26 protein-coding genes and 3 tRNA genes are annotated in these 25,385 nt (G+C 61.2%); 16 read left to right on the plus strand and 13 right to left on the minus strand.

The window, feature by feature from the left end:
- Nucleotides 1-2: 2 nt before the first annotated feature.
- Together JNO51_RS01135 and JNO51_RS01140 are read left to right on the plus strand one after the other, a co-directional pair.
- On the plus strand, nucleotides 3-1,271 hold the full coding sequence (locus JNO51_RS01135; protein WP_215780375.1) for a sigma-54 dependent transcriptional regulator: 1,269 nt from the start codon (nucleotides 3-5) through the stop codon (nucleotides 1,269-1,271).
- A 70-nt stretch (nucleotides 1,272-1,341) separates the two neighbouring features.
- Complete coding sequence (locus JNO51_RS01140; protein WP_215780377.1) at nucleotides 1,342-2,100, plus strand: molybdopterin-synthase adenylyltransferase MoeB; 759 nt, start codon at nucleotides 1,342-1,344, stop codon at nucleotides 2,098-2,100.
- Between the two features lie 48 nt (nucleotides 2,101-2,148).
- Here JNO51_RS01140 and JNO51_RS01145 read toward each other — a convergent pair whose 3' ends face one another.
- The 4 genes from JNO51_RS01145 to JNO51_RS01160 form a co-directional block, all read right to left on the minus strand.
- The gene (locus tag JNO51_RS01145) at nucleotides 2,149-2,640 is read right to left on the minus strand and encodes a peroxiredoxin (protein ID WP_215780380.1); all 492 of its coding nucleotides are present in this window, start codon (nucleotides 2,638-2,640) and stop codon (nucleotides 2,149-2,151) included.
- Nucleotides 2,641-2,665: 25 nt separating this feature from the next.
- The gene (locus JNO51_RS01150; protein ID WP_215780382.1) at nucleotides 2,666-3,085 is read right to left on the minus strand and encodes a thioesterase family protein; all 420 of its coding nucleotides are present in this window, start codon (nucleotides 3,083-3,085) and stop codon (nucleotides 2,666-2,668) included.
- Between the two features lie 78 nt (nucleotides 3,086-3,163).
- The gene (locus JNO51_RS01155) at nucleotides 3,164-3,535 is read right to left on the minus strand and encodes a VacJ (protein ID WP_215780385.1); all 372 of its coding nucleotides are present in this window, start codon (nucleotides 3,533-3,535) and stop codon (nucleotides 3,164-3,166) included.
- A 12-nt stretch (nucleotides 3,536-3,547) separates the two neighbouring features.
- A complete protein-coding gene (locus JNO51_RS01160; protein ID WP_215780387.1) occupies nucleotides 3,548-4,333 on the minus strand; it encodes an energy transducer TonB in 786 nt (261 codons plus the stop codon).
- Between the two features lie 230 nt (nucleotides 4,334-4,563).
- Here JNO51_RS01160 and JNO51_RS01165 point away from each other — a divergent pair, with 230 nt between their 5' ends.
- Nucleotides 4,564-4,866 carry a DUF167 domain-containing protein gene (locus tag JNO51_RS01165; RefSeq protein WP_215780389.1) on the plus strand — a complete coding sequence of 101 codons (303 nt, stop codon included), beginning with the start codon at nucleotides 4,564-4,566 and terminating at the stop codon, nucleotides 4,864-4,866.
- Nucleotide 4,867: 1 nt separating this feature from the next.
- Here the strand turns inward: JNO51_RS01165 and JNO51_RS01170 are convergent, their stop codons facing one another.
- A complete protein-coding gene (locus JNO51_RS01170) occupies nucleotides 4,868-5,314 on the minus strand; it encodes an FxsA family protein (RefSeq protein WP_215780391.1) in 447 nt (148 codons plus the stop codon).
- Between the two features lie 15 nt (nucleotides 5,315-5,329).
- Between JNO51_RS01170 and cutA the strand changes: the two genes are divergently transcribed.
- From cutA to JNO51_RS01190, 4 genes are all read left to right on the plus strand, one after another.
- A complete protein-coding gene (gene cutA / locus JNO51_RS01175; protein WP_215780393.1) occupies nucleotides 5,330-5,653 on the plus strand; it encodes a divalent-cation tolerance protein CutA in 324 nt (107 codons plus the stop codon).
- Between the two features lie 103 nt (nucleotides 5,654-5,756).
- Nucleotides 5,757-5,832: transfer RNA gene (locus JNO51_RS01180), tRNA-Lys, on the plus strand.
- Between the two features lie 23 nt (nucleotides 5,833-5,855).
- Nucleotides 5,856-5,931: transfer RNA gene (locus tag JNO51_RS01185), tRNA-Lys, on the plus strand.
- An 85-nt stretch (nucleotides 5,932-6,016) separates the two neighbouring features.
- Nucleotides 6,017-6,092: transfer RNA gene (locus tag JNO51_RS01190), tRNA-Lys, on the plus strand.
- A gap of 56 nt (nucleotides 6,093-6,148) precedes the next feature.
- On the opposite strand, the gene JNO51_RS01195 is transcribed toward JNO51_RS01190, so the two are convergent.
- Nucleotides 6,149-7,234, minus strand: a complete 1,086-nt coding sequence (locus tag JNO51_RS01195) for a calcium:proton antiporter (protein WP_215780395.1) — start codon at nucleotides 7,232-7,234, stop codon at nucleotides 6,149-6,151.
- A 179-nt stretch (nucleotides 7,235-7,413) separates the two neighbouring features.
- Between JNO51_RS01195 and JNO51_RS01200 the strand changes: the two genes are divergently transcribed.
- Nucleotides 7,414-7,737 carry a hypothetical protein gene (locus JNO51_RS01200; protein WP_215780398.1) on the plus strand — a complete coding sequence of 108 codons (324 nt, stop codon included), beginning with the start codon at nucleotides 7,414-7,416 and terminating at the stop codon, nucleotides 7,735-7,737.
- A 52-nt stretch (nucleotides 7,738-7,789) separates the two neighbouring features.
- Here JNO51_RS01200 and pyrE read toward each other — a convergent pair whose 3' ends face one another.
- Nucleotides 7,790-8,431, minus strand: a complete 642-nt coding sequence (gene pyrE / locus JNO51_RS01205) for an orotate phosphoribosyltransferase (protein WP_215780400.1) — start codon at nucleotides 8,429-8,431, stop codon at nucleotides 7,790-7,792.
- Between the two features lie 65 nt (nucleotides 8,432-8,496).
- Between pyrE and JNO51_RS01210 the strand changes: the two genes are divergently transcribed.
- Nucleotides 8,497-9,279, plus strand: a complete 783-nt coding sequence (locus JNO51_RS01210; RefSeq protein ID WP_215780403.1) for an exodeoxyribonuclease III — start codon at nucleotides 8,497-8,499, stop codon at nucleotides 9,277-9,279.
- Nucleotides 9,280-9,287: 8 nt separating this feature from the next.
- Nucleotides 9,288-9,839, plus strand: coding sequence for an alpha/beta hydrolase (locus tag JNO51_RS01215; RefSeq protein ID WP_215780405.1), 552 nt, complete (start codon nucleotides 9,288-9,290; stop codon nucleotides 9,837-9,839).
- A gap of 24 nt (nucleotides 9,840-9,863) precedes the next feature.
- On the opposite strand, the gene JNO51_RS01220 is transcribed toward JNO51_RS01215, so the two are convergent.
- The gene (locus JNO51_RS01220; RefSeq protein ID WP_215780408.1) at nucleotides 9,864-10,703 is read right to left on the minus strand and encodes a sulfurtransferase; all 840 of its coding nucleotides are present in this window, start codon (nucleotides 10,701-10,703) and stop codon (nucleotides 9,864-9,866) included.
- Nucleotides 10,704-10,763: 60 nt separating this feature from the next.
- A complete protein-coding gene (locus JNO51_RS01225) occupies nucleotides 10,764-11,168 on the minus strand; it encodes an HIT family protein (RefSeq protein WP_215780410.1) in 405 nt (134 codons plus the stop codon).
- 127 nt (nucleotides 11,169-11,295) lie between these two features.
- Between JNO51_RS01225 and JNO51_RS01230 the strand changes: the two genes are divergently transcribed.
- The gene (locus JNO51_RS01230; protein WP_215780412.1) at nucleotides 11,296-12,609 is read left to right on the plus strand and encodes a hemolysin family protein; all 1,314 of its coding nucleotides are present in this window, start codon (nucleotides 11,296-11,298) and stop codon (nucleotides 12,607-12,609) included.
- Nucleotides 12,610-12,745: 136 nt separating this feature from the next.
- On the plus strand, nucleotides 12,746-13,825 hold the full coding sequence (locus tag JNO51_RS01235) for a hypothetical protein (protein WP_215780415.1): 1,080 nt from the start codon (nucleotides 12,746-12,748) through the stop codon (nucleotides 13,823-13,825).
- Nucleotides 13,826-13,952: 127 nt separating this feature from the next.
- On the opposite strand, the gene JNO51_RS01240 is transcribed toward JNO51_RS01235, so the two are convergent.
- The 4 genes from JNO51_RS01240 to JNO51_RS01255 form a co-directional block, all read right to left on the minus strand.
- Complete coding sequence (locus tag JNO51_RS01240) at nucleotides 13,953-17,768, minus strand: DUF3683 domain-containing protein (RefSeq protein WP_215780417.1); 3,816 nt, start codon at nucleotides 17,766-17,768, stop codon at nucleotides 13,953-13,955.
- Nucleotides 17,769-17,923: 155 nt separating this feature from the next.
- Nucleotides 17,924-18,913 carry a 4-hydroxythreonine-4-phosphate dehydrogenase PdxA gene (gene pdxA, locus JNO51_RS01245; RefSeq protein WP_215780419.1) on the minus strand — a complete coding sequence of 330 codons (990 nt, stop codon included), beginning with the start codon at nucleotides 18,911-18,913 and terminating at the stop codon, nucleotides 17,924-17,926.
- Nucleotides 18,910-20,199: a peptidylprolyl isomerase gene (locus JNO51_RS01250; RefSeq protein WP_215780422.1), complete on the minus strand. Its 1,290-nt coding sequence runs from the start codon at nucleotides 20,197-20,199 to the stop codon at nucleotides 18,910-18,912. Before JNO51_RS01250 ends, pdxA begins: the two co-directional genes overlap by 4 nt.
- Nucleotides 20,196-22,421 carry an LPS-assembly protein LptD gene (locus JNO51_RS01255; RefSeq protein ID WP_215780424.1) on the minus strand — a complete coding sequence of 742 codons (2,226 nt, stop codon included), beginning with the start codon at nucleotides 22,419-22,421 and terminating at the stop codon, nucleotides 20,196-20,198. Before JNO51_RS01255 ends, JNO51_RS01250 begins: the two co-directional genes overlap by 4 nt.
- Before the next feature lie 73 nt (nucleotides 22,422-22,494).
- Between JNO51_RS01255 and amgK the strand changes: the two genes are divergently transcribed.
- Genes amgK through ruvA form a run of 4 tightly spaced genes read left to right on the plus strand, consistent with a single transcriptional unit; the run spans nucleotide 22,495 to nucleotide 25,367 of the window.
- The gene (gene amgK / locus JNO51_RS01260; RefSeq protein WP_215780426.1) at nucleotides 22,495-23,499 is read left to right on the plus strand and encodes an N-acetylmuramate/N-acetylglucosamine kinase AmgK; all 1,005 of its coding nucleotides are present in this window, start codon (nucleotides 22,495-22,497) and stop codon (nucleotides 23,497-23,499) included.
- The gene (gene murU, locus JNO51_RS01265) at nucleotides 23,499-24,209 is read left to right on the plus strand and encodes an N-acetylmuramate alpha-1-phosphate uridylyltransferase MurU (protein WP_215780428.1); all 711 of its coding nucleotides are present in this window, start codon (nucleotides 23,499-23,501) and stop codon (nucleotides 24,207-24,209) included. Before amgK ends, murU begins: the two co-directional genes overlap by 1 nt.
- The gene (gene ruvC / locus JNO51_RS01270) at nucleotides 24,206-24,736 is read left to right on the plus strand and encodes a crossover junction endodeoxyribonuclease RuvC (RefSeq protein WP_215780459.1); all 531 of its coding nucleotides are present in this window, start codon (nucleotides 24,206-24,208) and stop codon (nucleotides 24,734-24,736) included. Before murU ends, ruvC begins: the two co-directional genes overlap by 4 nt.
- 37 nt (nucleotides 24,737-24,773) lie before the next feature.
- Complete coding sequence (gene ruvA / locus JNO51_RS01275; RefSeq protein ID WP_215780460.1) at nucleotides 24,774-25,367, plus strand: Holliday junction branch migration protein RuvA; 594 nt, start codon at nucleotides 24,774-24,776, stop codon at nucleotides 25,365-25,367.
- Nucleotides 25,368-25,385: the final 18 nt, after the last annotated feature.

Consider the following 25,385-nt stretch of genomic DNA (forward strand, 5'->3'; position numbering starts at 1 on the left):
GCGTGCGTAGCAGCGACATTTTGATTGTGGACGATGAGATCGGTATCCGCGAATTGCTGTCCGAAATCCTGCAGGATGAAGGATATACGGTGGCATTGGCGGAAAACGCCGAGGTCGCCAGACAGCTGCGGAATCAGACCCGCCCGGCACTCGTCTTGCTGGACATCTGGATGCCAGACTGCGACGGTGTCACGCTGCTGAAGGAGTGGGCCAAGTCGGGACACCTGAACATGCCGGTGGTGATGATGTCTGGTCATGCCAGCATCGACACCGCCGTCGAGGCCACCCGTATCGGTGCCTTCGACTTTCTGGAAAAGCCCATTGCCCTGCAGAAGCTGCTGACGACCGTGCAGCGTGCGCTCAAGTACGGCGATATGCAGGCCAATACCTCGCTGAATCTCGACAAGCTGGGCAAGAGCGAACCGGTTCAGGAGCTCAAACGCCAGCTGGAGCGGGTCGCCAAGGTCCGCTCCCCGGTACTGATGACCGGCGAGTCCGGTTCGGGCTTCGAGCTGGTAGCACGCTTCTTCCACCAGGGCAACACCCCCTGGGTGACCCCGGCCAAGCCGGAGCAGCTGGCCGATGCGCCGCTCGAGCTGCTGCAAAAAGCCAATAATGGTGTGCTGTTCCTGCCGGAAATCGGCCAGTACAGCCGCCGTGTTCAGCAGGGCCTGCTGTTTTTGCTGTCCAAGCTGGACCGATTCAATGTCCGTCTGATCTGTTCCTGCAGCCGTCCGCTGCAGGAGTTGCTGGTGGATCCCGAGTGCGACAACCGGCTGCTGACCTCGCTGTCCAGCGTCATCGTGCCGATTCCTCCGCTGCGTGACCATGCCGAAGACATCATCTTCATTGCCGAGCAGATCCTGACCGAACTGGTCGAATCCAAGCAGGTACCGGCACGCAAGCTGACCACCGCCGCCCTGAACGCCCTGCGCCAGTACGACTGGCCGGGCAACCTCGAACAATTGCGCAGCATCATCAAGAGCCTGGCATTGACCGCCGAGTCCGATGATATTGATGCGCCGGCCGTCAACAAGGTGCTGGCGCAGTTCCGCCACGAGAAGCCGATCGAGGAAACCGGTTTCGACTTCAACCTGCCGCTGCGTGAGTTGCGCGAGCAGCTGGAACGGCGCTATTTCGAGTACCACATCTCGCTGGAGAACGGCAATATGAGCCGCGTGGCACAGAAGGTCGGCCTGGAGCGTACCCACCTGTACCGCAAGCTGAAACAGCTGGGGATCAAGTTCTCCCGCCGTACCGCCGAAGAATGACCGGTCGTTGACCGGGTCGCCCCAAAGCGCCGCTGACCGTCAGGCAGCGGCGTTGTTACGAGAATGATGGATGATGGAACTGGATGACTCCGCGCTGCTGCGCTATAGCCGGCACATTCTATTGCCGCAGATCGATGTCGAAGGGCAGCGCCGGCTGAGCGCCGCCAGGGTGCTGGTCGTCGGTGCCGGCGGACTGGGTTCGCCGGTGGCGCTGTATCTGGCCAGTGCCGGTGTCGGTCGCCTGACCATTGCCGATGACGACATCGTCGAGCTGAGCAATCTGCAGCGTCAGGTGGTGCATGATATGGCCAGTCTGGGGCGCAGCAAGGCCGAATCGGCACGCGAACACATGCTGGCGCTCAACCCCTCTATCCAGGTCGCTGCCCTGAAACAGCGGCTGGCGCCCGAGTCGCTGTCTGCCCTGATGGCGACCCACGACGTCGTGCTCGACTGTTCGGATAATTTTGCCACCCGCCATGCCATCAACCGGGCGGCTGTTCAGGCCCGGGTGCCGCTGGTGAGCGGGGCGGCCGTACGCTTTGACGGGCAACTGGCGGTGTTTGACAGCCGTGAGGCCGACAGCCCCTGCTACTGCTGTCTGTTTCCGGAGGATGGCCCTGCCAGCGATGGTCCGTGCGCGACCTTCGGTGTGCTGGCGCCGCTCGTGGGAGTGATGGGCAGCATGCAAGCCGTCGAGGCCATCAAACTGATCGTCGGCTTGCCTGCTCCGCTGGGCCAGTTGACGGTTTACGATGCGCTGGCCGGCAGCTTTCGCCAGTTGCGCATCCCGCGTGATCCGGATTGTCCGGTCTGCGGACAGACGTCATGAAGAAAAAAGCCCGGAGGTCCCCGGGCATTTTTTTGCGTCTGGCACGAATCAGGCGCGGGTGCCTTGCTCGATGAGCTGGCGCACCTCGTTGAAATTCATTACGCCGACATAGCGCTTGACGATGTGGCCATCACGATCGATCAGGAAGGTGCTCGGTGTCAGCTGAATATCGCCAAAGGCCTTGGCGATAGCGCCCTGGCTATCCATGGTTACCAGAAAGGGAAGCTGGTTTTTCTGGGCGTAGGCCTGCACATAGTTCGATGGGTCATAGTTCATGGCCACGGCGACGATGGTGAAGCCTGCCGGAGCAAACTGTTGATACATCTGCTTCATCTGCGGCATTTCCTGAACACAACCGGAGCAACTGGTTGCCCAGAAATTGACCAGTACAACCTTGCCCTTCAGCGAGGCAAGATCCATCTTCTGGCCCTGCAGCGTGGTGAAACTGACCGCCGGCGCCGGCGTCTTGCTGAACCACAGGGTGTAGCCGGCAAAGACGGCAATCAGACCAATGGCCAGCAGAATCAGGCTTTTCTTCATGATGAGGCAACTTCCCGTCAGGTGATCAGGCGATGGTGGCCGGATCTTGCATGGATTCCAGAATGTCCTTGAGTTCGCCGCTGATCGGCACGGCCTTGTTGGCCTTGCCGTCAAAAGCCACCATGGTGACATCGGCCTCGGCGACCAGGGTGTCCTTGCCCGCCAGGGTCACGCGCTGGTGAATCACGGCACTGCGATTGCTGATGCTCTTGACCGAGGAGGTGATCAGCAGCTCGTCGCCCATGGTGGCCGGGAATCGATAGTCGATGTTGATATTGACCACGATCAGCGCAATGCCGGAGGCCATGTAGCGCGGCAGGTCTGTTTTCTCTTCGAACAAAGTCCAGCGCGCCTCTTCGAGGAACTCCAGATAGCGGGCATTGTTGACATGACTGTACAGGTCCAGATGGTAGCCCCGGACCTTGATGCGGGTGGTGTGCGGCATGGTTGGGTTTCTCCTGACTTTCCTCGTGGCGATGACTTGCCGGGTTTTTGTTATGAAAGAACTGCAAGCATAACCGAATCAATGCTGGTCGAGATCAAACGGCATGAATTGCTCGCGCTCCAGCGGTTCTTCCACCATGTCGGAGACCACGCCGTGCAGATGGATCTCGAACCACTGGGTGAACAGGCTGGCGCTCAAGGGGCTCGGCCACAGGCCCGGGTCTTCGCACCAGTCGGCCAGCTCGGCCTGAAACATCGTCTGGTAGTGTTCGGCGATGAATTCCGCCAGCTCGTCACCGTGATCGACCGCGGGAACCAGCAGGGCATTGCTGCCGGCCTGCAGGGCGGACAGGGTCGGCGGGGTGTCGAAACCGCCCGGCAGGCTGTTGAGCCAATCCAGAAAGGGTTGCTGGGGACGGAGGATGATGACACTGCGATTGACTTCGTACATGTGGTTTCCTGGTTATTGCACCGACAACTCATTGCCGGTGGTGAAATGCCATTTTCGCCGGATTTCCAGTGAGCGCGCCTGAGCGGCCAGTTCCGGCGGGAAGGGGGCAAACGGGGCGGCCAGACGGACGATGCGCTGAGCGGCCTCGTCCAGAATCTGGTTGCCGGAGCTGCGGCTGATGCTCAGCGCGGCCAGCGTGCCGTCGGCGTTGATCACGACACTGAGGGTCGGACCGCCGGTCAGCCCCTGGTTGCGCGCTTCCTGCGGGTAGTTCAGGGCGCCGATCCTTTCCATCTTGCCCGCCCAGTCGTCCATATACTGCCGCCACATATAGCCGCGTGCCGAACTGCCGTACACCAGTCGACCGGGAGGCGGTGTCTGCGGTGACGTATTGCCGGCTTCCGTCGAGATCTGGGACAACAGCGAGGCGACGGACACCCCTTTGGCCGCAGGGGGCGCAAGCTGCGGCGCCACCGCTTGAGCGATGGGCGCCGGCTGCGGCTTTGCCGCCAGCTGACGGAGGTGACGTGTCTGCGGCTTGCCGGTGGCGGCGGGCGGTGTGTCGGCCGGCTGCATGGCCATGGCCGCTGCGGGCGGCGTTCCCATGTCGCCTGTGGTGGCAGGAGGAGGGGGCTGCAAGGTCAGCTGGAGCGGAATGGTCTGAGTGAATCGCGGGGAATGGGCCGGAACGCCAGGCAGGAGCATCAGCAGCAAATGCACGGCAGCCGACAGCAGCAATGCCGTCAACAGTGGCCAGGCACGAGTCAGGTGATGGGTGTGATGCGGGGCTGAGGGCATGTCCGGTCCGGGTGGTCGATCACGTGGAAGCGACCGTGGCTCAATGGATTGATTGGCGATATTTTTCCAGAAGACTGGCCTGCCTCCAAGCGATTTTTCATAGCAGAGGCGGCTGTCGGCCGGGCGGGGCGGCGGCCTTGCCGGTCCGATGCTTTCAGGCCGGCAAGGAGCCGGGCATAATCCCAGCTTGCGCCATCCCCGGTGTGCGGGGGGCATTCAAGAAAGATGGCATGAAATCCTGGCTGAAACCCACGGAAAACGGATTCAATCTGACCCTGCATGTCCAGCCCGGGGCGAAAAAGACGGAAGTCAGCGGCGAGCATGGCGAGGCCTTGAAGATCAGGCTGGCCGCACCACCGGTCGATGGCAAGGCTAACGCGGCCTTGTTGCGCTGGCTGTCAGACCGTTTTGATCTGCCGCAGAGGGCGGTCGAGCTGCTCAGCGGCGACAAGAGCCGGCACAAGATTGTCGCCATCCGTACCGACTGCTCTGAGACCGAGCTGATGGACAGACTGGGCGTGCCGCAAGACTGACTCAGGCCCCCGGCTTGTGCTCGTCCCCCGGACGCTGCAGCTGACTGGACGGGTCATCGACGCGGTGAAACTCACCCTCGATGACGTCATCGTCCATCGGGCGGGTCGGCTGAGCGGGGGGCATTTGCCATTGTGGTCCCTTGAGCGGCAGGAGCAACAAAATGGCGGCAATCTCGCTCAGTACACCGGGGATGATGAACAGGACGCCTGCCAGAGCGTAGCGAAGCGGCCAGAGCAGACTGTAGATCGACACGTCGCCGCCCTGACGCATCAGGCTGCCCAGGGTCAGCAAGGCGCCAACTTTCTGGTTGCGCAGCATCCAGCTGCCCAGCATGGCGCTCAACAGCAGATACAGCAGGGTGGCCATCAGGCCGATATGACTGGCCAGGCTGACGAGAAGCAGGATCTCGATGACCGGCAGAAGCAAAATCAAAAGGAGGATGGGCATGATGGAGTGTTCGCCATGAAAGCGTTGCTGGTGTTTTGTAATGTGCCGGATCGGGCGCAGGCCGAACGTATCGCCGAGGCGCTGGTGGCCGGGCAGTGGGCCGCGTGCGTCAACATTCTGGCGCCTTGCCGTTCGGTCTATCGCTGGCAGGAGGCGGTGACATCCGCCGATGAAGTCCCGCTGCTGATCAAGACCACCGAAGCAGCCTACCCGTATCTCGAGCAGCAATTGCGCGAGCTACACCCCTATCAGGTACCGGAAATCATTGCTTGCGACATCGCGGCAGGCCTGCCTGATTACTTAACATGGGTAGGCGAGTCGGTTTTTTCAAGGGCATGAAAATGGTCTGAGAGCCGCGCCAATACAATGGCATTGGGGTGAGGGTGTAGGAAAAAAATCGTTGACATTTCAAAAATCGGTCATTATAGTTGCGGTCTCTCGGGGGTCGTTAGCTCAGCCGGTAGAGCAGCGGACTTTTAATCCGTTGGTCGCAAGTTCGAATCTTGCACGACCCACCAGAGAAAACAGCAGTGCCCGAAGGGGGTCGTTAGCTCAGCTGGTAGAGCAGCGGACTCTTAATCCGTAGGTCGAAAGTTCGAATCTTTCACGACCCACCATCCTTCTAGCATCACTGTTGATGAGTAGTTACTTATCTTGCGCAAGCCAAGACAATCTGTTAAAGTCTCACTTCGCAAGTACACCGGGTTGTTAGCTCAGTTGGTAGAGCAGCGGACTCTTAATCCGTAGGTCGAAAGTTCGAGCCTTTCACAACCCACCAATTTCGAAAAAAGCCCTGACAAACGTCAGGGCTTTTTTCATTCTACCTTGCCCGTCTCAGGGAAAGATTGTCAGAAACAGATAGGTCGCGAACAGCGCCAGGTGCACGACGCCCTGCAGGATGGTGGTGCGTCCGTTGCCCAGCGACAGGGTGGCGATCAGCAGAGACAGCACCAGCAGCACCGTCGATTTGGCGTCAATGCCCAGGGTCAGGGGCCAGCCATGGTAGATCGAGACGACGGCGACTGCCGGGATCGACAGGCCGATACTGGCCAGTGCCGAGCCCAGCGCCAGATTCAGGCTGGTCTGCAGCCGGTTGGCGCGGGCTGCGCGCCAGGCGGCCAGCCCCTCGGGCAGCAAGACGATGGCCGCAATGATCACCCCCACCAGCGCGGGGGGCGCACCCATGCCCGCCACCGCGGCCTCAATCTGTGGCGAGATTGCCTTGGCCAGCAGCACCACGGCCGCCAGCCCGGCGACCAGACAGGTCAGACTGATCAGCGTGACGCGTCCCGTGGGCGGCGCCGCATGGACGTGCTCGTTGCCTGCCCCCTCTTCCGGCAGGAAATAATCCCGATGACGCACCGTCTGGATAAAGACAAAGGCGGCATACAGGACCACCGAGGCCACGGCGACAAAGCCGAGCTGGCGTGCGTTGTACAACGGTCCGGGCACGGTCGTGGTGAAATTCGGCAGGATCAGGGTCAGGGTGACGATCGCCGCCAGGGTCGAGAGGGCAGCGTTGACACCGAGCAGGCTGAAGCGCTGTTCACCGAAGCGTTGCCCCCCCGCCAGCAGGCACAGGCCGACAATGCCATTGAGGATCAGCATCACCGTGGCAAAGATGGTATCGCGCGCCAGTGCGGAGGTGGCACTGCCGCCCGAGATCATCAGTGTCACGATCAGGGCGACCTCGATGGCGGTAATCGCCCCGGCCAGGACCAGGGTGCCGAAGGGTTCTCCGACTTTGTGCGCGACAACTTCGGCATGATGTACTGCTGCCAGCACACCGAACAATAAGCCGGCAGCAAGCAGGATGGGCCAGCCGCTCAGCAGGCCGGTGAATTTGCCGGCCAGCAGCAGCCAGCCTGTTGCCGGGGCGAGGAGGGTCCATATCGGGAGCGGAGAGGTGCGTGTCGTCATGTTTTGATCCGTCTGATTGCGGGAAGGGGCGCGCTGGCCTGCTCGCGAACTGTAACTGATAATTGCATTTTGCATAACCTTAATGGCTTTGCTTTGCCAATGGTGTTATGGGGCCATTTGTCTCGACAACCGCACTCGCGCATAATTCCATGATCAAAGCCAATAAAGGGAGTTTGCGCATGAAATGTCACGCCTTGGGAGTATTGTTGCTGGCCATGACAGCCGGTGCCGTGGCCCAGTCCGTGGATGAGCAGCTCTTGGCTGCGCAGATGGCCTATCAGCAGGGCGATGCCCAGCTGACACAGGCGACCAATCGACGTGTACAGGCTGAGTCGGCCAAGCAGCTGGCCGATCAGCGACTGCTGGATGCGCAGGCGGCTGTCGAACGCAGCAATGCCGAGCTGGCCGCGGCCAAGGCCGCGGAAGATGCCGCCAAGCAAACCATGGATACCCTGACCAGCTCGCTAAGTGAGGCCTGGAAACGCAAGGATGCCGGCCAGTGACCGTCAGGGCATGAAAAAAGCCGGCAACTGCCGGCTTTTTTGTACCCCGCGCTCAGCGAATGCCGTATCGCTGGCGGTAAGCCTGCACGGCACCCAGATGGTTCTGCAGGTCGGGACTTTGTTGCAGGTAGCCCAGCATGTCCTCCAGGGTGGCAATGGCTACCACCGGCAAGCCGAAGTCGCGGCTGACCTCCTGCACGGCAGACAATTCACCCTGACCCCGCTCCATGCGGTCAAGTGCGATGGCGACACCGGCCGGTTCGGCACCCGCCGCGCGGATCAGGTTGACGGACTCGCGCACCGAGGTGCCGGCGGAAATCACGTCGTCAATGATCAGCACCTTGCCTTGCAGCGGTGCGCCGACCAGCGTGCCGCCCTCGCCGTGATCCTTGGCTTCCTTGCGGTTGTAGGCAAATGGCACGTTGCGGCCACGTTCGGCCAGTGCCATGGCGGTCGCCGACGCCAGGATGATGCCCTTGTAGGCCGGGCCGAACAGCATGTCGAAGGCGATGCCGCTGGTTTCGATCGACTGGGCATAAAAGCGCGACAGGGTCAGGGTCGACAGGCCGTCATTGAACAGCCCGGCATTGAAGAAGTAGGGGGAATCGCGCCCGGCCTTGGTGACAAAGGCGCCAAAGCGCAAAACCTGCCGGTCCAGCGAAAATCGAATAAAATCGTGTCGGAAATTACTCATCATTACCTCAAAAAACTGTCTGCATCGCACGCATGATGCCGGCAAGGATATCACGGGAGAGCCGCTTGCTTCGAATCGTTTCCGCCAACCTGAATGGCATCCGTTCTGCGGATAAAAAGGGCTTTTTCACCTGGTTGGCCGGCAGTGATGCCGACATCGTCTGCGTCCAGGAGCTCAAGGCGCAGCAGGCCGATCTGGCTCCGCACATGCTGGCACCTCCGGGATATCAGGGGTTTTTCCATCCGGCCGAAAAGAAAGGCTACAGCGGTGTCGGGCTGTACGCGCGCCGTGCGCCTGACAGGGTGCAAATCGGGCTCGGCATCGAGGATATCGATGCGGAAGGCCGCTATTTGCGTGCCGACTTCGGCAAGCTGAGCGTGGTGTCGCTGTATCTGCCGTCCGGCTCCAGCAGCGAAGAGCGGCAGCAGGTCAAGTTCGCCTTCATGGCCCGCTTCCTGCCGGTCCTTGAGTCCTTGCGCGCGGAAGGTCGTGATCTGGTGATCTGCGGTGACTGGAATATCGCACACAACGAAATCGATTTGAAAAACTGGAAGGGCAACCTGAAAAACTCCGGCTTCCTGCCCGAAGAGCGTGCCTGGATGAGTGATCTGCTGGCGCGTGTCGGTTGGGTGGATACCTGGCGTACCCTGTACCCGGAAGTGCCGGGCTACACCTGGTGGAGCAATCGAGGGCAGGCCTATGCCAAGGACGTGGGATGGCGCATTGATTATCAGCTCGCCACGCCGGAGATTGGCGCACTGGCCCGGCAGGCCTCGGTCTACAAGGACGAGAAGTTTTCCGACCACGCCCCGCTGATTGTCGACTACGACTATCCGCACCAGACTTGAGGCATGCCATGGCGACGCTGATCATTGTGCCGGGCTGGCAGGATTCCGGCCCGCAACACTGGCAGACCTTGTGGGAAAAGGGCTTCCCGGGTTGTCTGCGCGTGCGGCAGGCCGACTGGCAGCATCCGGATCGTGCCGCCTGGGTGCAGGGGCTGGACGACACGGTGCAGATGGCCGAGGACGAAATCGTGCTGGTGGCGCACAGCCTGGGCTGCATTACCAGCGTGCACTGGCTGGCCACGCTCAGCCTGCGGGCGCAACGCCGGGTGCGTGGTGTGTTGCTGGTGGCGCCGCCGGATGTGACTGGCGAGGGGTTTGTCGCCAATGTGCCGGCGAGCGGTTTTGCCCCGCAGCCCGACTGGCGGCTGCCGGCGCCCGCCATCGTGGTGGCCAGCAGCAATGACCCCTACTGCCAGATTGATCGTGCCGAGCGCATGGCCCAGTCATGGGGGGCTCACTTCGTGGATCTCGGCCCGGCCGGCCATATCAATGCCGAAAGCGGTCTGGGAAGTTGGGAAACCGGCCAGCGCTTGTTGCAGCGACTGATTCTCGGCGACTAGCGGCGCTGTGCCGATTGTTTGGTGCTAGCGGGCAACAGGGCGGGCCGGGTCGGCGCACCACTCGCTCCATGAGCCCGGATACAGCCGGCTGCCATGCAGACCGGCAATTTCCATTGCCAGCAGGTTGACGCAGGCGGTGACGCCGGAACCGCACTGATGGACGATGTCTTCGGCGGTCCGTTCCTCGCCCAGCAGGCCCTGCCATTCCTGGCGCAGCGTTGCCGCATCCTTGAAGCGGCCCTGCGCGTCGAAGTTGTCGCGGAAAAAGCGGTTGATGGCGCCGGGGATGTGTCCGCCGACCGGATCGAGTGTTTCGCCGATACCGGCGAAGCGCTCCGCCGACCGGGCATCGATCACCGTGAATTGCGGATTGTCCAGGTTTTCCAGAACCTCCTCGACCTGCACCGTCGCAGCGTGGCTGGCGCGCATGGCAAAGCGCCGGGTGTGGCGCGCCGGCTGGTGTGTGTCCAGTGTGCCGCCGGCGGCGAGCCAGGCCGGCAGGCCGCCATCCAGCACGGCAACCCGGTCGTGCCCCAGCCAGCGCAGCAGCCACCAGGCGCGGGCCGCATACTGGCACTGGCCATCGTCGTAGACCACGACCTGGGTACTGGCGCTGATGCCGCGCGCGCCGAGATCGACGGCCAGTCGCTGACCGTCCGGCAGCGGATGGCGGCCGTTCTGGCCGGTCTTGCTGCCCGACAGATGGTAATCGAGGTGCAGGTAATGGGCTTCGGGAAGGTGTCCCTGGCGCCAGGCGGCTTCGCCGGCTTCCGGCTCGTTCAGGCTGAAACGGCAATCCAGAATGACCCATTCCGGGCGGCGCTGGGTGAGCAGCGCTTCGGCGCTGATGAGGGTCTTGAACATGGGGGGCTCTCCTGACGGTTCAGGAAAGCCTATCCAGCTGCGGGCCGTTCGGCAAGCCTGTCAGCCGCCGGGCAGGGCAGCACGCAGGCGCTCGGCCAGGTCTGAGGGGGCGCTGCGCTTGCTGTCGCGAGCGGCGGTGGCCCAGATCGGCGCCGGAAAGTGAGCATCGTCGGCAAAGCGCGGGATGACGTGCCAGTGCAGGTGCGGCACCATATTGCCCAGCGAGGCCAGGTTGATCTTGTCGGGGTTGAGAACTTCGCGCACGGCGCGTTCGGTATGCATCAGCCAGGCAAACAGGTGCTGGCGATCTGCTTCGCTCAGGTCCGACATTTCCTTGATGTGCTGTTGCCAGATGATGCGGCAAAAGCCAGGATAGACAGGGTCATCAACCAGTATCACGCGCAGTTTTTCGTCGCGGAATAACACGGTTTCCTCGCCGGGAAAACAAAGCTCGCAATTCAACATGTTATTGTCACCCAATCAAATTAAGGTATCCTAACATAGGCTTCCTGAATCTGAACGATTCGCAAGTATCAAATGCGGATGCCGGATTCTTTCGGGGAAGCCGCAAATTCCGAGCAAGGATAGTGTTGTGAGCCTCTCTAGTCATTTATTGATTATTTTTCTGTTGATGTGCATCAGTGCGTTTTTCTCCGTGTCTGAAATCGCGCTGGCTGCGTCCCGCAAGATCAAGCTGCGTCAAATGCTGGAAGAAGGCGATTTGCGCGCTGAAAAAGTACTCGCTCTGCAGGAAAAACCGGGCAAGTTTTTTACAGTGGTACAAATCGGCCTGAATGGCGTGGCCATTCTCGGCGGTATTTTGGGTGAATCGGCGCTGACGCCGTTTTTCGAAGCCTGGGTCGGAACGGTTTACCAGGGCGACATGCTGCCCACGATCAGCTTCATGATGTCGTTTGCCGTGGTGACCTCGTTGTTCATCATTTTCGCGGACCTGATTCCCAAGCGAACCGCGATGATCCACCCGGAAAAAATCGCAGTGGTGATTGTCGGCCCGCTGTTGTTCTCCCTGATGTTGTTCAGCCCGCTGGTCTGGTTCTTCAATGGCACGGCCAACCAGATGTTCAAGCTGTTCAAGTTGCCGTCGGTGCGCAGTGATGAAATCACGTCCGATGATATTTTCGCCATCATGGATGCCGGCGCCGAGGCCGGGGTGTTGCAGCGCGAAGAGCACCACATGATCGAGAATGTATTCGAACTCGACAGCCGCACGGTCCCGTCGTCCATGTCCAGTCGCGAGAGCATCGTGTATTTCTCGCTGGAAGATACCGAGGACGAAATTCGCGAGAAGATCGCCACTCAGCCTCATTCGAAGTTCCTGGTCTGTGACGAGACCATTGACCGGGTGGTCGGCTATGTCGATTCCAAGGACGTGCTGATGCGCTTGCTCAAGGGGTTGCCGATTTCCCTGCGCAAGGAGCTGCCGATCCGCACCGTGATGGTCATTCCGGATTCGCTGACTTTGTCCGAGCTGCTGGAGCGTTTCAAGGCATCGCGCGAAGACTTTGCTGTGGTCATGAATGAATATGCCCTGGTGGTGGGCATCATTACCCTGAACGATGTGATGAGCACCGTGATGGGAGACCTGGTCAGCCAGAGCCAGGAAGAGCAGATCCTGCGCCGCGACGAGCATTCCTGGCTGGTAGATGGCATGACGGCCCTGCAGGATGTGTCGCGTGCACTGGATATCGACGAGTTCCCGGATGATGCCAACTACGAAACCATCGGCGGCTTCATGATGTATATGTTGCGCAAGATTCCCAAGCGTACTGATGTGGTGGAATATGCCGGCTACAAGTTTGAAGTCGTCGATACCGAGAACTTCAAGGTGGACCAGCTGCTCGTCACACAACTACATGCACCTACGTCAAATGAGCCGAATGTGTAAATAAAGTATGTACACGTCGTTACATGGCCTTACATACCACTCACAGACGGATAGACAGGGCATGCCTACGATACCGACTATGGAAGCGCTAACTGCAGTGCTTCAGGAGTCAAATTCATCAATTGTGGAGATTTTCATGAAAAAGATCGCTGCGCTTATCCTGACCGCTGCATTCGGCCTGGTTTCCGCCAGCAGCTTCGCTGCTGACGCTTCCGCCGCTGCAGCCGCTCCGGCCAAGCATCACGTTGTTAAAAAACACACCGCTAAAAAACACGTAGCCAAAAAAGCCGAAGCTTCGGCTCAAAAGGCTCAGGCAGCTGAAGCTTCGGCCCCGGCCAAGAAGCACGCTGCCAAGAAGCACGTAGCCAAGAAGGCCGCTTCGGCTCAGAAGGCTCAGGCTGCTGACGCTTCGGCTCCGGCCAAGAAGCACGCTGCCAAGAAGCACGCCAAGGTAGCCAAGAAGGCCGCTTCGGCTCAGAAGGCTCAGGCTGCTGACGCTTCGGCTCCGGCCAAGAAGCACGCTGCCAAGAAGCACGCCAAGGTAGCCAAGAAGGCCGCTTCGGCTCAAAAGGCTCAGGCTGCTGACGCTTCGGCTCCGGCCAAGAAGCACGCTGCCAAGAAGCACGCCAAGGTAGCCAAGAAGGCCGCTTCGGCTCAGAAGGCTCAGGCTGCTGACGCTTCGGCTCCGGCCAAGAAGCACGCTGCCAAGAAGCACGCCAAGGTAGCCAAGAAGGCCGCTTCGGCTCAAAAGGCTCAGGCTGCTGACGCTTCGGCTCCGGCCAAGAAGCACGCTGCCAAGAAGCACGCCAAGGTAGCCAAGAAGGCCGCTTCGGCTCAGAAGGCTCAGGCTGCTGACGCTTCGGCTCCGGCCAAGAAGCACGCTGCCAAGAAGCACGCCAAGGTAGCCAAGAAGGCCGCTTCGGCTCAGAAGGCTCAGGCTGCTGACGCTTCGGCTCCGGCCAAGAAGCACGCTGCCAAGAAGCACGCCAAGGTAGCCAAGAAGGCCGCTTCGGCTCAAAAGGCTCAGGCTGCTGACGCTTCGGCTCCGGCCAAGAAGCACGCTGCCAAGAAGCACGCTGCCAAGAAGCACGCCAAGGTAGCCAAGAAGGCCGCTTCGGCTCAGAAGGCTCAGGCTGCTGACGCTTCGGCCCCGGCCAAGAAGCACGCTGCCAAGAAGCATCACAAGGTTGCCAAGAAGGCTACCGCTTCCAAGTAATTCCTGACGGAATACCTGGTCGTACAAAAAAGGGAGACAGTAGTCTCCCTTTTTTGCGTCTGAAGCTATCTGCGAAACAAAGCGGCAAGTCGCAAGACTTGCCGCTTTGTTTCGGGGAACTGCCGACTCAGAGCAGTACGCGCTCGATCCCCCCCTGACTGGCCTGTTGCAGGTACTGTGGCATCCAGTTCTCGCCCAGTACATGCCGCGCCATTTCCACCACGATGTAGTCGGCTTCGGTGCCGGTATCGTTGTTGTAGCGCGACAGGCCCTGCAGGCAGGACGGGCAGGAGGTCAGGATCTTGACCGGGGCATCGCCCGCCGGCAGCGTGCTCAGATCGCGGCTGATCTCTTCCTGCTTGCGGAAGCGGACCTGGGTCGAGATGTCGGCCCGGCTGGTGGCAAAGGTGCCCGCCTCACCACAGCAGCGATCATTCAGCTTGACGCCCCCCCCCATCAGTTCATTGACGACCTTGATCGGCTGGTGGCTCTTCATCGGGCTGTGGCAGGGGTCATGGTACATATAGCGCTGACCGGTCACCTGGTCGATGCGCAGCCCCTTTTCCATCATGTACTCGTGGATGTCCAGTACGCGGCAGCCGGGGAAGATGTCCTCGAAGCGATACTTGGTCAACTGGTCAAAACAGGTGCCGCAGCTGACCAGCACCGTCTTGATGTCCAGATAGTTCAGGGTATTGGCAACACGATGGAACAATACCCGGTTTTCCGTGGTGATGGCCTCGCCCTTGTCGGCAAAGCCCGACGCTGCCTGCGGGTAGCCGCAGCACAGATAGCCCGGCGGCAGCACCGTCTGGACGTTCATGTGCCACAGCATGGCCTGGGTGGCCAGGCCGACCTGACTGAACAGCCGTTCCGAGCCACAGCCCGGGAAATAGAATACCGCCTCGGTGTCATCCGCCAGGGTCGGCTTGCGAATTACCGGCACCACCGTCGGGTCTTCCAGATCCAGCAGGGCGCGGGCCGTTTTCTTCGGCAAGCCGCCCGGCATGGGCTTGTTGATGAAGTGGATGACCTGCGCCTTGATGGGCGCTTTCTCCACGGTGGCGGGCGGCCGGCTGGTCTGATCGCCAAGCAGACCGAAACGCTTGGCGACCGAGTGGGCACTGCGCTGAGCCTTGTAGCCCCATTCAATCATGCCCTTGCGCAACAGCTTGATGGTGGCCGGGTCCTTGGCATTGAGAAAGGCCATCCCCAGTGCGGTGCCGGGATTGAACGACTTTTTGCCGGTTTTGCGCAGGAAGTTGCGCATGGCGATGGAGACATCGCCGAAGTCGATATTCACCGGGCAGGGTTTGACACAGCGATGGCAGACCGTGCAGTGGTCGGCCACATCAGACAGTTCCTCGAAATGTTTCAGGCTGACGCCACGACGGGTCTGCTCCTCGTACAGAAAGGCCTCGGTCAGCAGACCGACGCCGAGAATCTTGTTGCGGGGCGAGTACAGCAGGTTGGCACGCGGTACATGGGTCGAGCAGACCGGTTTGCACTTGCCGCAGCGCAGGCAGTCCTTGACCGAGTCAGCGATGTCGCCGATGTCGGATTGCTCCAGAATCAGTGACTCGACACCCAGCAGGGCAAAAGACGGTGTATAGGCCCGGCGCAAGTCGGCGCCTGGCAGCAGTTTGCCGCGGTTGAAGTGGCCATGCGGATCGACGCGTTGCTTGTAGGCGACGAAGGGGGCCAGTTCCTCTTCGCGCAGGAATTCGAGTTTGGTGATGCCGATGCCGTGCTCGCCTGAAATCACGCCGTTCAGATCCCGCGCCAGCTTCATGATGCGCACGACCGCCTCGTTGGCGGTGTGGAGCATGGCGTAGTCGTCGGAATTGACCGGGATATTGGTATGCACATTGCCGTCGCCGGCATGCATGTGCAGTGCCACAAACACCCGGCTGCGCAGCACCTTCTGATGGATCGCGCGGATGGCGGCCAAAATGGGCGCATCGGTCTTGCCGGCGAACATGGTTTCCAGCTCCTGCTGGACTTCGGCCTTCCAGCTGACACGCAGCTGAAAATCACGCATGGCCGTAAACAGGCTGCCTTCAGCGGGGGCTTCACATTCGGGCCAGCGCTGTCGGAAGGCCGTCAGCGGCTGATCCAGATTGGCCAACATCCACTGCCAGCGGCTGCGCACATGTGTCAGCAGTGCCAGCGCGGCTTCACGCCGGTCGGCGATGACATCGTCCGTCGACAGCGTGCTGCTGTCGCTATCCACTTCAAGGCGACCATGGAAATAGTCGCTCAGGCTGTCGAGCAGACGGATCTTGTTGCTGATCGACAGTTCGATGTTCAGTCTTTCGATCCCGTCGGAGTAGTCGCCCAGCCGATCCAGCGGGATGACCACGTCTTCATTGATCTTGAAGGCATTGGTATGGCGGGCGATGGCAGCCGTACGCGACCGGTCCAGCCAGAAGCGCTTGCGGGCTTCCGGGCTGGCGGCAATGAAGCCCTCGCCGCAGCGGGCGTTGGCCAGCTTCACCACATGACTGCAGGTTTCGGCCAGTGCATTTTCATCATCGGAAACAATGTCCGCCAGCAGCACCATCTTCGGGCGTCCGCGGGACTTGGCCTTGGTGGCATAGCCGACGGCGCGGACATAGCGCCAGTCCAGGTGCTCAAGGCCGGCCAGCTGTACGGCGCCATGGCCATCAATGTATTGCTTGATCTCGACGATGGCCGGGGTGGCCTGCGTGACGGTGCCGAAGAACTCCAGGCAGACCGTTCGGATATGGTCGGGCATGCGGTGCAGTACAAAGCGGGCACTGGTGATAATGCCGTCGCAGCCTTCTTTCTGAACCCCGGGCAGGCCGGCGAGGAATTTGTCGGTGACATCTTTGCCCAGCCCGGTCTTGCGGAAGGCGCTGCCGGGGATCTCTAGCACCTCGGCCGACAGGACTGTGCGGGCATCCTCGGCCAGACGCGATACCCGGAAGCGTACCTGCTCCACGTCGTGGATCTTGCCGTAGTTGTGCGCCAGCCGCTCGATCAGTTGCCAGTTGCCATCCGGATCAACCATTTTCCAGCTGACGAGGTTATCCAGTGTCGTGCCCCACAGCACGGCTTTTTTCCCGCCGGCGTTCATGGCGACATTGCCGCCGATACAGGAGGCTTCTGCCGAGGTGGGGTCGACGGCAAAGACCAGGCCGGCCGCAGATGCTGCCTCGGACACCCGCGCCGTCACGACGCCGGCACCACAATGGATGGTGGCATGACTGCCCGTCAGGCCGGGCAGGGGGATATATTCGACGCCCTGATGATGGTCCAGCTTCTCGGTGTTGATCACCGCAGACAAGCGGTCCAGCGGCACGGCACCTCCGGTATAGCCGGTACCGCCGCCGCGAGGAATGATGGTCAGCCCCAGCTCGATACAGGCTTTGACCAGCGGCGCGATTTCTTCTTCGCTGTCCGGGCACAACACCACAAAGGGATATTCGACACGCCAGTCCGTGGCATCGGTGACATGCGAAACGCGAGCCAGTCCGTCAAACAGGATGTTGTCGCGGCGGGTCAGGCGGCCAAGGCGCTTCAGGATGCGGCTGCGCAGTGTTCGGGTTTCGACGAACTGGGCTTCAAAGCGGTCAACGGCCTGTGCCGTCGCCTGGATCAGCGCCTGCACCTTGTCATTGCCTTCGCGGCGTTTGTCGATTTCGTGCAGCCGATGGTGCATGGCTTCGACCAGGGCATTCAGGCGCTTGGGGTTGTCCAGCAGGTCGTCTACCAGATAGGGATTGCGGTCGACGACCCAGATATCCCCCAGGACTTCGAACAGCATGCGGGCGGAGCGCCCGGTACGGCGCTCGCTGCGCAGGGCTTCCAGCAATTGCCACATGTCTTCGCCCAGCAGGCGAATCATGATTTCACGGTCGGCAAACGACGTGTAGTTATACGGTATTTCGCGCAAGCGCGCTTTTTCGGGAGCGTTCATTATTTTTTCTGCTCGATCATCTTTGTCTGCAGAAAGTGTATCCCAAATGTTGCGCCGCGGAAAACGATGTTGTTATAGGGGATATTGCAGCGGAAAACTGTCTTTATATGAAACAGTCATCGCCTCTGGATTTTGTCCGACAAGCTGGCGGGAGCTTAGCGGGGGGCGGCGAAAACCAGTTGTTCAGCCAGGCGGACGGCTTCGAACAGGCTGCCGGGAGAGGCCTTGCCGGTGGCCGCCAGATCCAGCGCCGTGCCGTGATCCACCGAGGTGCGGATCAGCGGTAAACCGAGGGTGATATTGATGCCATGGCCAAAGGTGGCGTATTTGAGAACCGGCAGGCCCTGGTCATGGTACATGGCCAGCACGGCATCACAGTCGGCCAGGCGGTCCGGATTGAACAGGGTGTCGGCAGGCAGCGGACCGATCAGCTGCATGCCTTCGGCACGCAAAAGATCCAGCACCGGCATGATGACATCGATTTCTTCGCGGCCCATATGGCCGCCTTCGCCGGCGTGCGGATTGAGTCCGGCGACCAGAATGCGGGGCCGGGGCAGGGCGAAACGCTGTACCAGATCGTGGTGCAGGATACGAATGACCCGGGTCAGATCCTCGGGGGTGATGGCATCGGCCACGTCGCGCAAGGGAAGGTGGGTCGTGGCCAGGGCCACGCGCAGCTTGTCTCCGGCGAGCATCATGACCACTCTTTCGGTGCCCGTGCGCTCTGCGAGGTACTCGGTATGACCGGTAAAGGGGATGCCGGCATCGTTGATGACACCCTTGTGGACCGGGCCGGTGACCATGGCGGCAAATTCGCCGGTCAGGCAGCCGTCGATGGCACGATCCAGCAGGGCCAGCACGTGACCGGCATTGTCCGGGTTGAGCGTGCCGGGCTGACTGGGCGCGAGCAGTGGCAGGTGCAGCACTTCCAGACAGCCGACAGGCGGCTGCTGTCCGGCCTGATACGGGACGCAGGTGAGTGCAAGACCGAGTTGACGGGCGCGCTGCTGCAGCAGGCCGATATCGCCGAGAATCACACGCCGTGTTCCGCCATCTGCCAGTTGCAGCAGGCTGAGCATCAGCTCGGGGCCGATGCCGGCAGGCTCACCGGCAGTGATGGCCAGAACAGGGCGTGGCGGACTCATTGCTGCTCGTTCAGACGATCATCGACAAAGGCAGAATCACGCAGCTGATGCACCCAGTCGAGATAGGCCTCGTCCACCTTGCGGTTGCGGATCTGCTGACGAACGACAGACCGGCTGCGGTCGGCCGTCACGTCTTCAGTGCGCTTGGCCTCGACCTTGATCAGGTGCCAGCCGAAGGGCGAGCGAACTGGTTCCGACAGGGTGTTGAGCGGCAGGGTGGTCATGGCTTGCTCAAACTCCGGCACGGTATCGCCCTTGGACAGCCAGCCCAGGTCACCGCCCTTGGTGTTGCTGCCGTCTTCGGAATAAAGCTTGGCCATTTCCTGGAAGGAAGCGCCGCGCAGGATACGATCGCGAATCTGCAGGATCTTGGCCTTTGCATCACTTTCCGACACGGCTTCGTTGGTGCGGATCAGGATGTGGAAGGTGTGATACTGCTCGGCCATCTGCTGTGCCTGCTGGCTGCGCTTTTCCACCAGCTGGAAGATGTAGAAGCCTTGCTGGGTACGGATGATGTCGGTGATGCCACCCGGCTTCAGCGCTTCCAGCATGCTGGTGAAGTCGCTCGGCAGGCTGGCCGCCGGGCGCCAGCCGATATCCCCGCCGCGCATGGCATTGGGGGCAGACGAGTAAGCTGCCGCCACGTTGGCGAAAGGTTTGCCTGCCTTCAGTTCGGCCAGCGCCTGACGGGCGCGCTGCATCCGGCTGTCGATCTGGGCCGCATCGGCTCGCTCCGGAACATCGATCAGGATATTGGCCAGATGGTATTCGGTATGGTTGGCAAACTGCGGGTTCTTCAGCGCCTGTTCGACTTCACTGTCGGTGACGTTGACGCGCGAGGCGATCACGCTTTCCTTGAGTTTGGACAGCAGCAATTCGCGCCGCACTTCGGTGCGGAAGGTGGCCATGTCCAGTCCCTGCTTGGACAGCAACTGACGCAGACCATTGACGTCGGTCTTGTTTTGCTGCGCAACGCGCTGAATGGCCTGGTCGATATCCCCGTCCGTGACGCTGATGCGATTGCTGTCCGCATATTGCAGCTCGGTTTGTTCGGTGATCATTTGATCCAGCACCTGGCGACGCAGGACGTCCATCGGCGGCGGAGTGACATGTTGCTCCTGCAGGGAGGCGGTGGCCTGGCTGACGCGCTTTTGCAGTTCGAGTTCGGTGATGACGCTCTTGTTGACCACGGCAACGATGCGGTCAACCGGTACCACCGGTGCCGCCATCGCGGAGGAAATCGCAGCGGTTGTCAGCAAGGCAAGCAGTGTTTTTTTCATGGTCATGGTTGGATATCGTTGGTCTGGGTGTAGCCCGGAATCGCCAGGCGCAGGGTTTGCAGCGGGTTGGTGCCCAGGGCGCCGAGGCCCTTGAGTTCAACCTGGAAGTAAAAACCGGTCTTGCGCTGGGTCAGGTTGGTGATGTACTGCTCGGCGACCAGCCGCAGCAGCCAGCAGCCGCTGTTGTACTCGATACCGGCCAGCTGCTGCATGATCTGCCGGTCCTGCAGCGAGTAGTCGGTTCGGGCCAGCGCGTACAGCGAGCGTGTCAGCGGCCACTGCACGCCGAGATCGACCTCGTGCAGATTCTCCGGCAGACCCTGCGCGTTCACCTGATTGTTGCTGTAGAAGCGGTAACGCAGGGACACCACCTTGCCGGCGGCCGGCTGGTAGCGCAGCGATACATTGTACTGGACCGGTGCGTGCGTGGTGGCGCTGTACTGATACAGGCTGTCCAGGTTCCAGTTTTTCACCACTTCGCCACCCAGGCTGGCCAGGAAGTCCGAGGCCCCGGTGGTACGCTTGCCGAGCGTGCCGTCGGCGTTGAGCTGGGTCGAATCAAAGTAGAAGCGCTGACCAAAGGCTGCCCGGATGATTTCACGGCCGCTGTCGTTGTCGATCAATTGCGAAGTCAGCGCCGCCGTGACCTGATTGGCCGGCGCAATGCGGTCGTAACCGGAGTAGTCGTTCTCGGTAAAGATCTGCGCAAAGCCGAAGTCATTCAGCGAGGAGTCGAAGTTGGGGATCCGGCTCTGGTCGCGCGCAGGCACATTCAGATAGAACAGCCGCGGCTCCAGCGTCTGGGTGCGTTCGCCGCCGAACATGTTGACCTGGCGGTCGAAATACAGGCCGCTGTCAATGCTGACAATCGGCAAGGTGCGATCCACGCTGTAGGCGTTGGCACCCTTGAAGCTGTTGAGCTGGTAGTCAGTGGCATGGATGCCCAGCTTCGGCTTGAAGAAGCCCCAGGTGCGCTGGAAGGGCAGGGAAATGCTGGGATAGATCACCCAGCGCTGGCCTTCCTGCAGTGTCGGGTGAGAGAACTCGGTCAGTACCGAGGTCAGATTGCCGGTCAGCCCCCATGGCAGTTGCTGGTTGGCATTCAGGGTCAGCTCCGGCAGCTTGGCATACGGTGGTGTGACGGTGGTGCCGGTCGCCTGCAGGGTCTGATAGCGCAGGGCGGTCACGCCGAAGTTGGTGCTGCCGCCTTCCCACGACTTGCCGTAGTTGATGTAGGCCTGACGCAGCAAGTTGACATTGTCTGCGACGGTATAGCGGTCGCCCATGTCGCTGAAGTAGTTGTCATCCGAGACGGTGGTGGCGTCATAGCCGGCGGTCAGTCCGGGCGCCAGGGTCTGTCGGTGTGCCCCGCTCCACAGGTAGCGGTAGCGGTGGGTGGCCGTGTCGCGCTGGTTCTGCTCGGTATACAGCCAGCCGCTGTACTCCGGCTGCAGGTAGCGGAATTCTCCCCCCAGGATGACGCCGTGCTTGGTATTCAGGTGCGTGGTCAGCGTGGCGTCGTAGTTCGGCGCCAGGTTGAAATAGTACGGAATCGCCAGGTCGACGCCACGGCTGCCCCCCTGCAGGGTCGGATACAGCAGCCCGGACTTGCGCTTGCCGTCGAGCGAGAAATCGAGCCAGGGCGAGTAGAGGATGGGCACGCCCTGAAACACCACATGGGCGTTGTAAGCTGTTCCGATGCCGCTGGTGTAGTCGAGATCCAGCTGAGAGGACTTCAGATACCAGCTGTCGTCTCCGACCGAGCAGGTGGTTGCCTCTGACTGCATGACGCGGTAATTGTCCTTGCCGCGGAAAATGACCTCGCGGCCATCGCCCCGCATCTGCTTGCCCGGGGTACCGGACTGGAAGACCGGCTGCTGGCCTGTGCCGGTGCGAGAGTCCAGGTTGTAGTCGAGCAGGGTGCCATCCACCCGGTCCTGTTGCCTGGTCAGGGTAAAGTGGTCACCGGCCTTGACGTTGTTTTTGGCCTGGTAGTAGTCCAGCCAGTCGCTGTTGAGCTTCTGGTCATCGCGTGTGACCACCACATTGCCGCGAGCCTGCAGGACATTTTCCATTGCCCCTTCGATACGGTCGGCGGTGACATGGGCCTCTCCCGGCACGGTGCTGGAGGGCAGGACGTAGTCCAGAGGCTCGTCCGCGCTGGCCATCGGCGCAGAAAAGGCGGCAGCGAGTGCCAGGACAATTTGTGTTTTTTGAATTCTGGGCATGCACAAAACCATATCGTGGGTGCAGTCGGCGGTATAAAATCTCACAATTCTACCAGTACCGCAATGAACAGACATGCAGCGATTAGAACAATTAAAGCAGTGGCTTTCTGCTAGACACCCGGGAATCGACCTGAAAGTGGAGTTCGCCGCGGCCGATGCCGACTTCCGGCGCTACTTCCGCGCGACCTTTCCCGATGGCTCGACGCGCATTCTGATGGATGCGCCGCCGGAAAAAATGGACACCGCGCCCTATGTCCATGCCCGGGAGGTGCTGTCCATGCTTAACGTGCCGGTCATTCATGCCCACGACCCGTTGCAGGGCTTCATGGAGCTGCAGGATCTGGGGCGTGTGACCTATATGGCGGCCCTGCAGCAGCCACAGACGCCGGAAACCATTCATCTGCTGCTGATGGAAGCCGTGGACAGCCTGATCGAGATGCAAAAGGGCAGTCGTCCCGGCGTGTTGCCGGAATATGACCGCGCCCTGTTGCAGCGCGAGGTGGATCTGTTTCCGGAGTGGTTTGCCGGCAAAGAGTTGCAAAAACCCTTCAGCTACGCGCAGCGCAAGCTGTGGGAGCAGGCCGTGCCGCGCATTCTGGATCAGGCGCTGGCCCAGCCGAAGGTATTCGTGCACCGCGATTTCATCGTGCGCAACCTGATGCTGAGCGAAGGGCGCCCCGGCGTACTCGACTTTCAGGATGCAGTCTATGGCCCGATTACCTATGACCTGGTTTCCCTGCTGCGCGATGCCTTCATCGAATTTGATGAAGAGCTGGTGCTCGACATTGCCGTGCGCTACTGGGAGCGGGCCCGCAAGGCCGGATTGCCGGTGGCCGCCAATATCGACGACTTCTACCGCGACTTCGAATGGATGGGCGTACAGCGCCACCTGAAGGTGGCTGGCATCTTCTGCCGGCTGTGGCATCGCGACGGCAAGGAACGCTATCTGCCCGAGGTACCGCGCTTCCTGCGCTATCTCAAAAAAACCACACGTCGCTACAGCGAGCTCGCCCCTCTGTACCAGCTGATCTGTCAGCTGGACGGCGATGAGGATGTGCAGACGGGATACACCTTCTGATGCGCGCGATGATCATGGCGGCCGGGCGCGGCGAGCGCATGCGGCCGCTGACCGACCATACTCCCAAGCCGCTGCTGCAGGCCGGTGCCGAAACCCTGATTGGCTGGCATCTGCGCCGGCTGGCCGCCTGTGGTATCCGCGAAGTGGTGATCAACCACGCCTGGCTGGGTGAGCAACTGGAGGCCGCGCTGGCCGACGGGCAGCGCTACGGCGTGCAGATTCGCTGGTCGGCCGAGGGGGAGGCCCTCGAAACGGCAGGCGGGGTCGCCAAGGCCTTGCCGCTGCTGGGGGATGAACCGTTTCTGCTGATCAGCGCCGATATCCTCAGTGATCTGGATTTCGCCCTGCTGGCGCAGCGTACTGCGCAGCTCGATGGTCATCAGCATCTGGCCCACCTGATGCTGATCGATAATCCGCCACATCGCCCGGGCGGAGATTTCACCCTGCATCCCGACGGCAAGGTGACACGCGAGCCGCAGGGAGGACTGCCGCGCCTGACTTATTCCGGCTTTGGCGCTTTCCATCCACGCCTGTTTGCCGAGTTGGCCAGGCGTTCGCCGGTCAAGCTGCCCTTGCTGGCGGTGCTGCTGGAGGGCATGCTGGCCGGCCAGGTCACTGGCGAGCGTTTCACCGGGCAATGGCTGGATGTCGGTACGCCGGAGCGTTTGCAACAGGCTGAGCGCATCGCCGGCGGCTGGTCGTTGCCATGAGTCGCCGCATTCTTGGCGTTGACCCCGGCTCACGCATCACTGGCTTCGGGGTCATCGATGTGGTCGGGCAGCAGCGTCACTATGTGGCCTCCGGCTGCATCCGAACCCCCGAGGGTGCCCCACTGGCCGAGCGCATCCGGGTGATTGCCGAGCATCTGTTCGAGGTGATCGAGACCTACCAGCCGCATGAGGCCGCCGTGGAGCAGGTGTTTGTCAACGTCAACCCGGCGGCCACGCTGATGCTGGGGCAGGCGCGCGGAGCGGTGGTGACGGCGCTGGTGTTGCGCCAGTTGCCGGTGGCCGAATACACCGCCTTGCAAGTCAAGCAGTCTGTGGTGGGCCATGGCAAGGCGCAGAAAGAACAAGTACAGGCCATGGTGGTGCGTCTGCTGTCGCTGTCCGGGACGCCGCAGGCCGATGCCGCCGATGCACTGGCGGTGGCGCTGGCTCACGCCAATCATCGCCACGATGCCCTGGCCGGCCTGATGCCCAAAGGGGTACGTATCAAGGGTGGTCGCCTGGTGTGAGGCGATGACTGACCTTTATTGAATGGATTGAACCAAGATGATCGGACGCCTGAACGGGGTATTGCTGGAAAAACTCCCCCCGCAGTTGTTGATTGATGTGCAGGGCGTCGGCTACGAGGTCGATGTGCCGATGACCACCTACTACCAGCTGCCGGCGCTGGGCGAAAAAGTGGTGTTGTACATTCATCAGGTGGTGCGCGAAGACGCCCATCTGTTGTTCGGTTTTGCCAGCCGTGCCGAGCGCGAGACCTTCCGTCAGCTGATCAAGGTGACCGGCATCGGCGCACGGATCGCCCTGGCGATTCTGTCGGGCATGAGTGCCGATGAGCTGGCGCAGGCGATTGCCAGCGAAGATCTGAAGCGTTTGTCGGCCGTGCCGGGTATCGGCAAGAAAACCGCCGAGCGCCTGGTGCTCGAATTGCGTGGCAAGCTGGTGACCGGTGCGGCGCTGGCGGTACCGGGCGGCTTGCCGTTTACCGTCACGCCGGACGAGAAGAGCGATATTCTCAATGCGCTGCTGGCGCTGGGCTACAGCGAGAAAGAGGCGCAACTGGCCATGAAGACCCTGCCGGCCGGGGTCGATGTCAGCGAAGGCATCCGCCTCGCCCTCAAAGGGCTGGCCCGGGGCTAACCAAAGAAAAAGGGGGCG

The sequence above is a fragment of the Paludibacterium sp. B53371 genome, assembly GCF_018802765.1.
GTDB lineage: Bacteria > Pseudomonadota > Gammaproteobacteria > Burkholderiales > Chromobacteriaceae > Paludibacterium.

Excerpts from the sequence above, each read along its gene's own strand:
- amgK (WP_215780426.1), top strand. The coding sequence starts at position 22,495 with ATGCAGCGATTAGAACAATTAAAGCAGTGGCTTTCTGCTAGACACCCG.
- JNO51_RS01160 (WP_215780387.1), bottom strand. The coding sequence starts at position 4,333 with ATGCCCTCAGCCCCGCATCACACCCATCACCTGACTCGTGCCTGGCCA.
- JNO51_RS01215 (WP_215780405.1), top strand. The coding sequence starts at position 9,288 with ATGGCGACGCTGATCATTGTGCCGGGCTGGCAGGATTCCGGCCCGCAA.
- cutA (WP_215780393.1), top strand. The coding sequence starts at position 5,330 with ATGAAAGCGTTGCTGGTGTTTTGTAATGTGCCGGATCGGGCGCAGGCC.
- JNO51_RS01200 (WP_215780398.1), top strand. The coding sequence starts at position 7,414 with ATGAAATGTCACGCCTTGGGAGTATTGTTGCTGGCCATGACAGCCGGT.
- murU (WP_215780428.1), top strand. The coding sequence starts at position 23,499 with ATGCGCGCGATGATCATGGCGGCCGGGCGCGGCGAGCGCATGCGGCCG.
- JNO51_RS01255 (WP_215780424.1), bottom strand. The coding sequence starts at position 22,421 with ATGCCCAGAATTCAAAAAACACAAATTGTCCTGGCACTCGCTGCCGCC.
- JNO51_RS01145 (WP_215780380.1), bottom strand. The coding sequence starts at position 2,640 with ATGAAGAAAAGCCTGATTCTGCTGGCCATTGGTCTGATTGCCGTCTTT.
- pyrE (WP_215780400.1), bottom strand. The coding sequence starts at position 8,431 with ATGAGTAATTTCCGACACGATTTTATTCGATTTTCGCTGGACCGGCAG.
- JNO51_RS01235 (WP_215780415.1), top strand. The coding sequence starts at position 12,746 with ATGAAAAAGATCGCTGCGCTTATCCTGACCGCTGCATTCGGCCTGGTT.
- JNO51_RS01165 (WP_215780389.1), top strand. The coding sequence starts at position 4,564 with ATGAAATCCTGGCTGAAACCCACGGAAAACGGATTCAATCTGACCCTG.
- JNO51_RS01140 (WP_215780377.1), top strand. The coding sequence starts at position 1,342 with ATGATGGAACTGGATGACTCCGCGCTGCTGCGCTATAGCCGGCACATT.
- pdxA (WP_215780419.1), bottom strand. The coding sequence starts at position 18,913 with ATGAGTCCGCCACGCCCTGTTCTGGCCATCACTGCCGGTGAGCCTGCC.
- JNO51_RS01155 (WP_215780385.1), bottom strand. The coding sequence starts at position 3,535 with ATGTACGAAGTCAATCGCAGTGTCATCATCCTCCGTCCCCAGCAACCC.
- JNO51_RS01220 (WP_215780408.1), bottom strand. The coding sequence starts at position 10,703 with ATGTTCAAGACCCTCATCAGCGCCGAAGCGCTGCTCACCCAGCGCCGC.
- JNO51_RS01225 (WP_215780410.1), bottom strand. The coding sequence starts at position 11,168 with ATGTTGAATTGCGAGCTTTGTTTTCCCGGCGAGGAAACCGTGTTATTC.
- JNO51_RS01195 (WP_215780395.1), bottom strand. The coding sequence starts at position 7,234 with ATGACGACACGCACCTCTCCGCTCCCGATATGGACCCTCCTCGCCCCG.
- JNO51_RS01150 (WP_215780382.1), bottom strand. The coding sequence starts at position 3,085 with ATGCCGCACACCACCCGCATCAAGGTCCGGGGCTACCATCTGGACCTG.
- JNO51_RS01240 (WP_215780417.1), bottom strand. The coding sequence starts at position 17,768 with ATGAACGCTCCCGAAAAAGCGCGCTTGCGCGAAATACCGTATAACTAC.
- ruvC (WP_215780459.1), top strand. The coding sequence starts at position 24,206 with ATGAGTCGCCGCATTCTTGGCGTTGACCCCGGCTCACGCATCACTGGC.
- JNO51_RS01250 (WP_215780422.1), bottom strand. The coding sequence starts at position 20,199 with ATGACCATGAAAAAAACACTGCTTGCCTTGCTGACAACCGCTGCGATT.
- ruvA (WP_215780460.1), top strand. The coding sequence starts at position 24,774 with ATGATCGGACGCCTGAACGGGGTATTGCTGGAAAAACTCCCCCCGCAG.
- JNO51_RS01170 (WP_215780391.1), bottom strand. The coding sequence starts at position 5,314 with ATGCCCATCCTCCTTTTGATTTTGCTTCTGCCGGTCATCGAGATCCTG.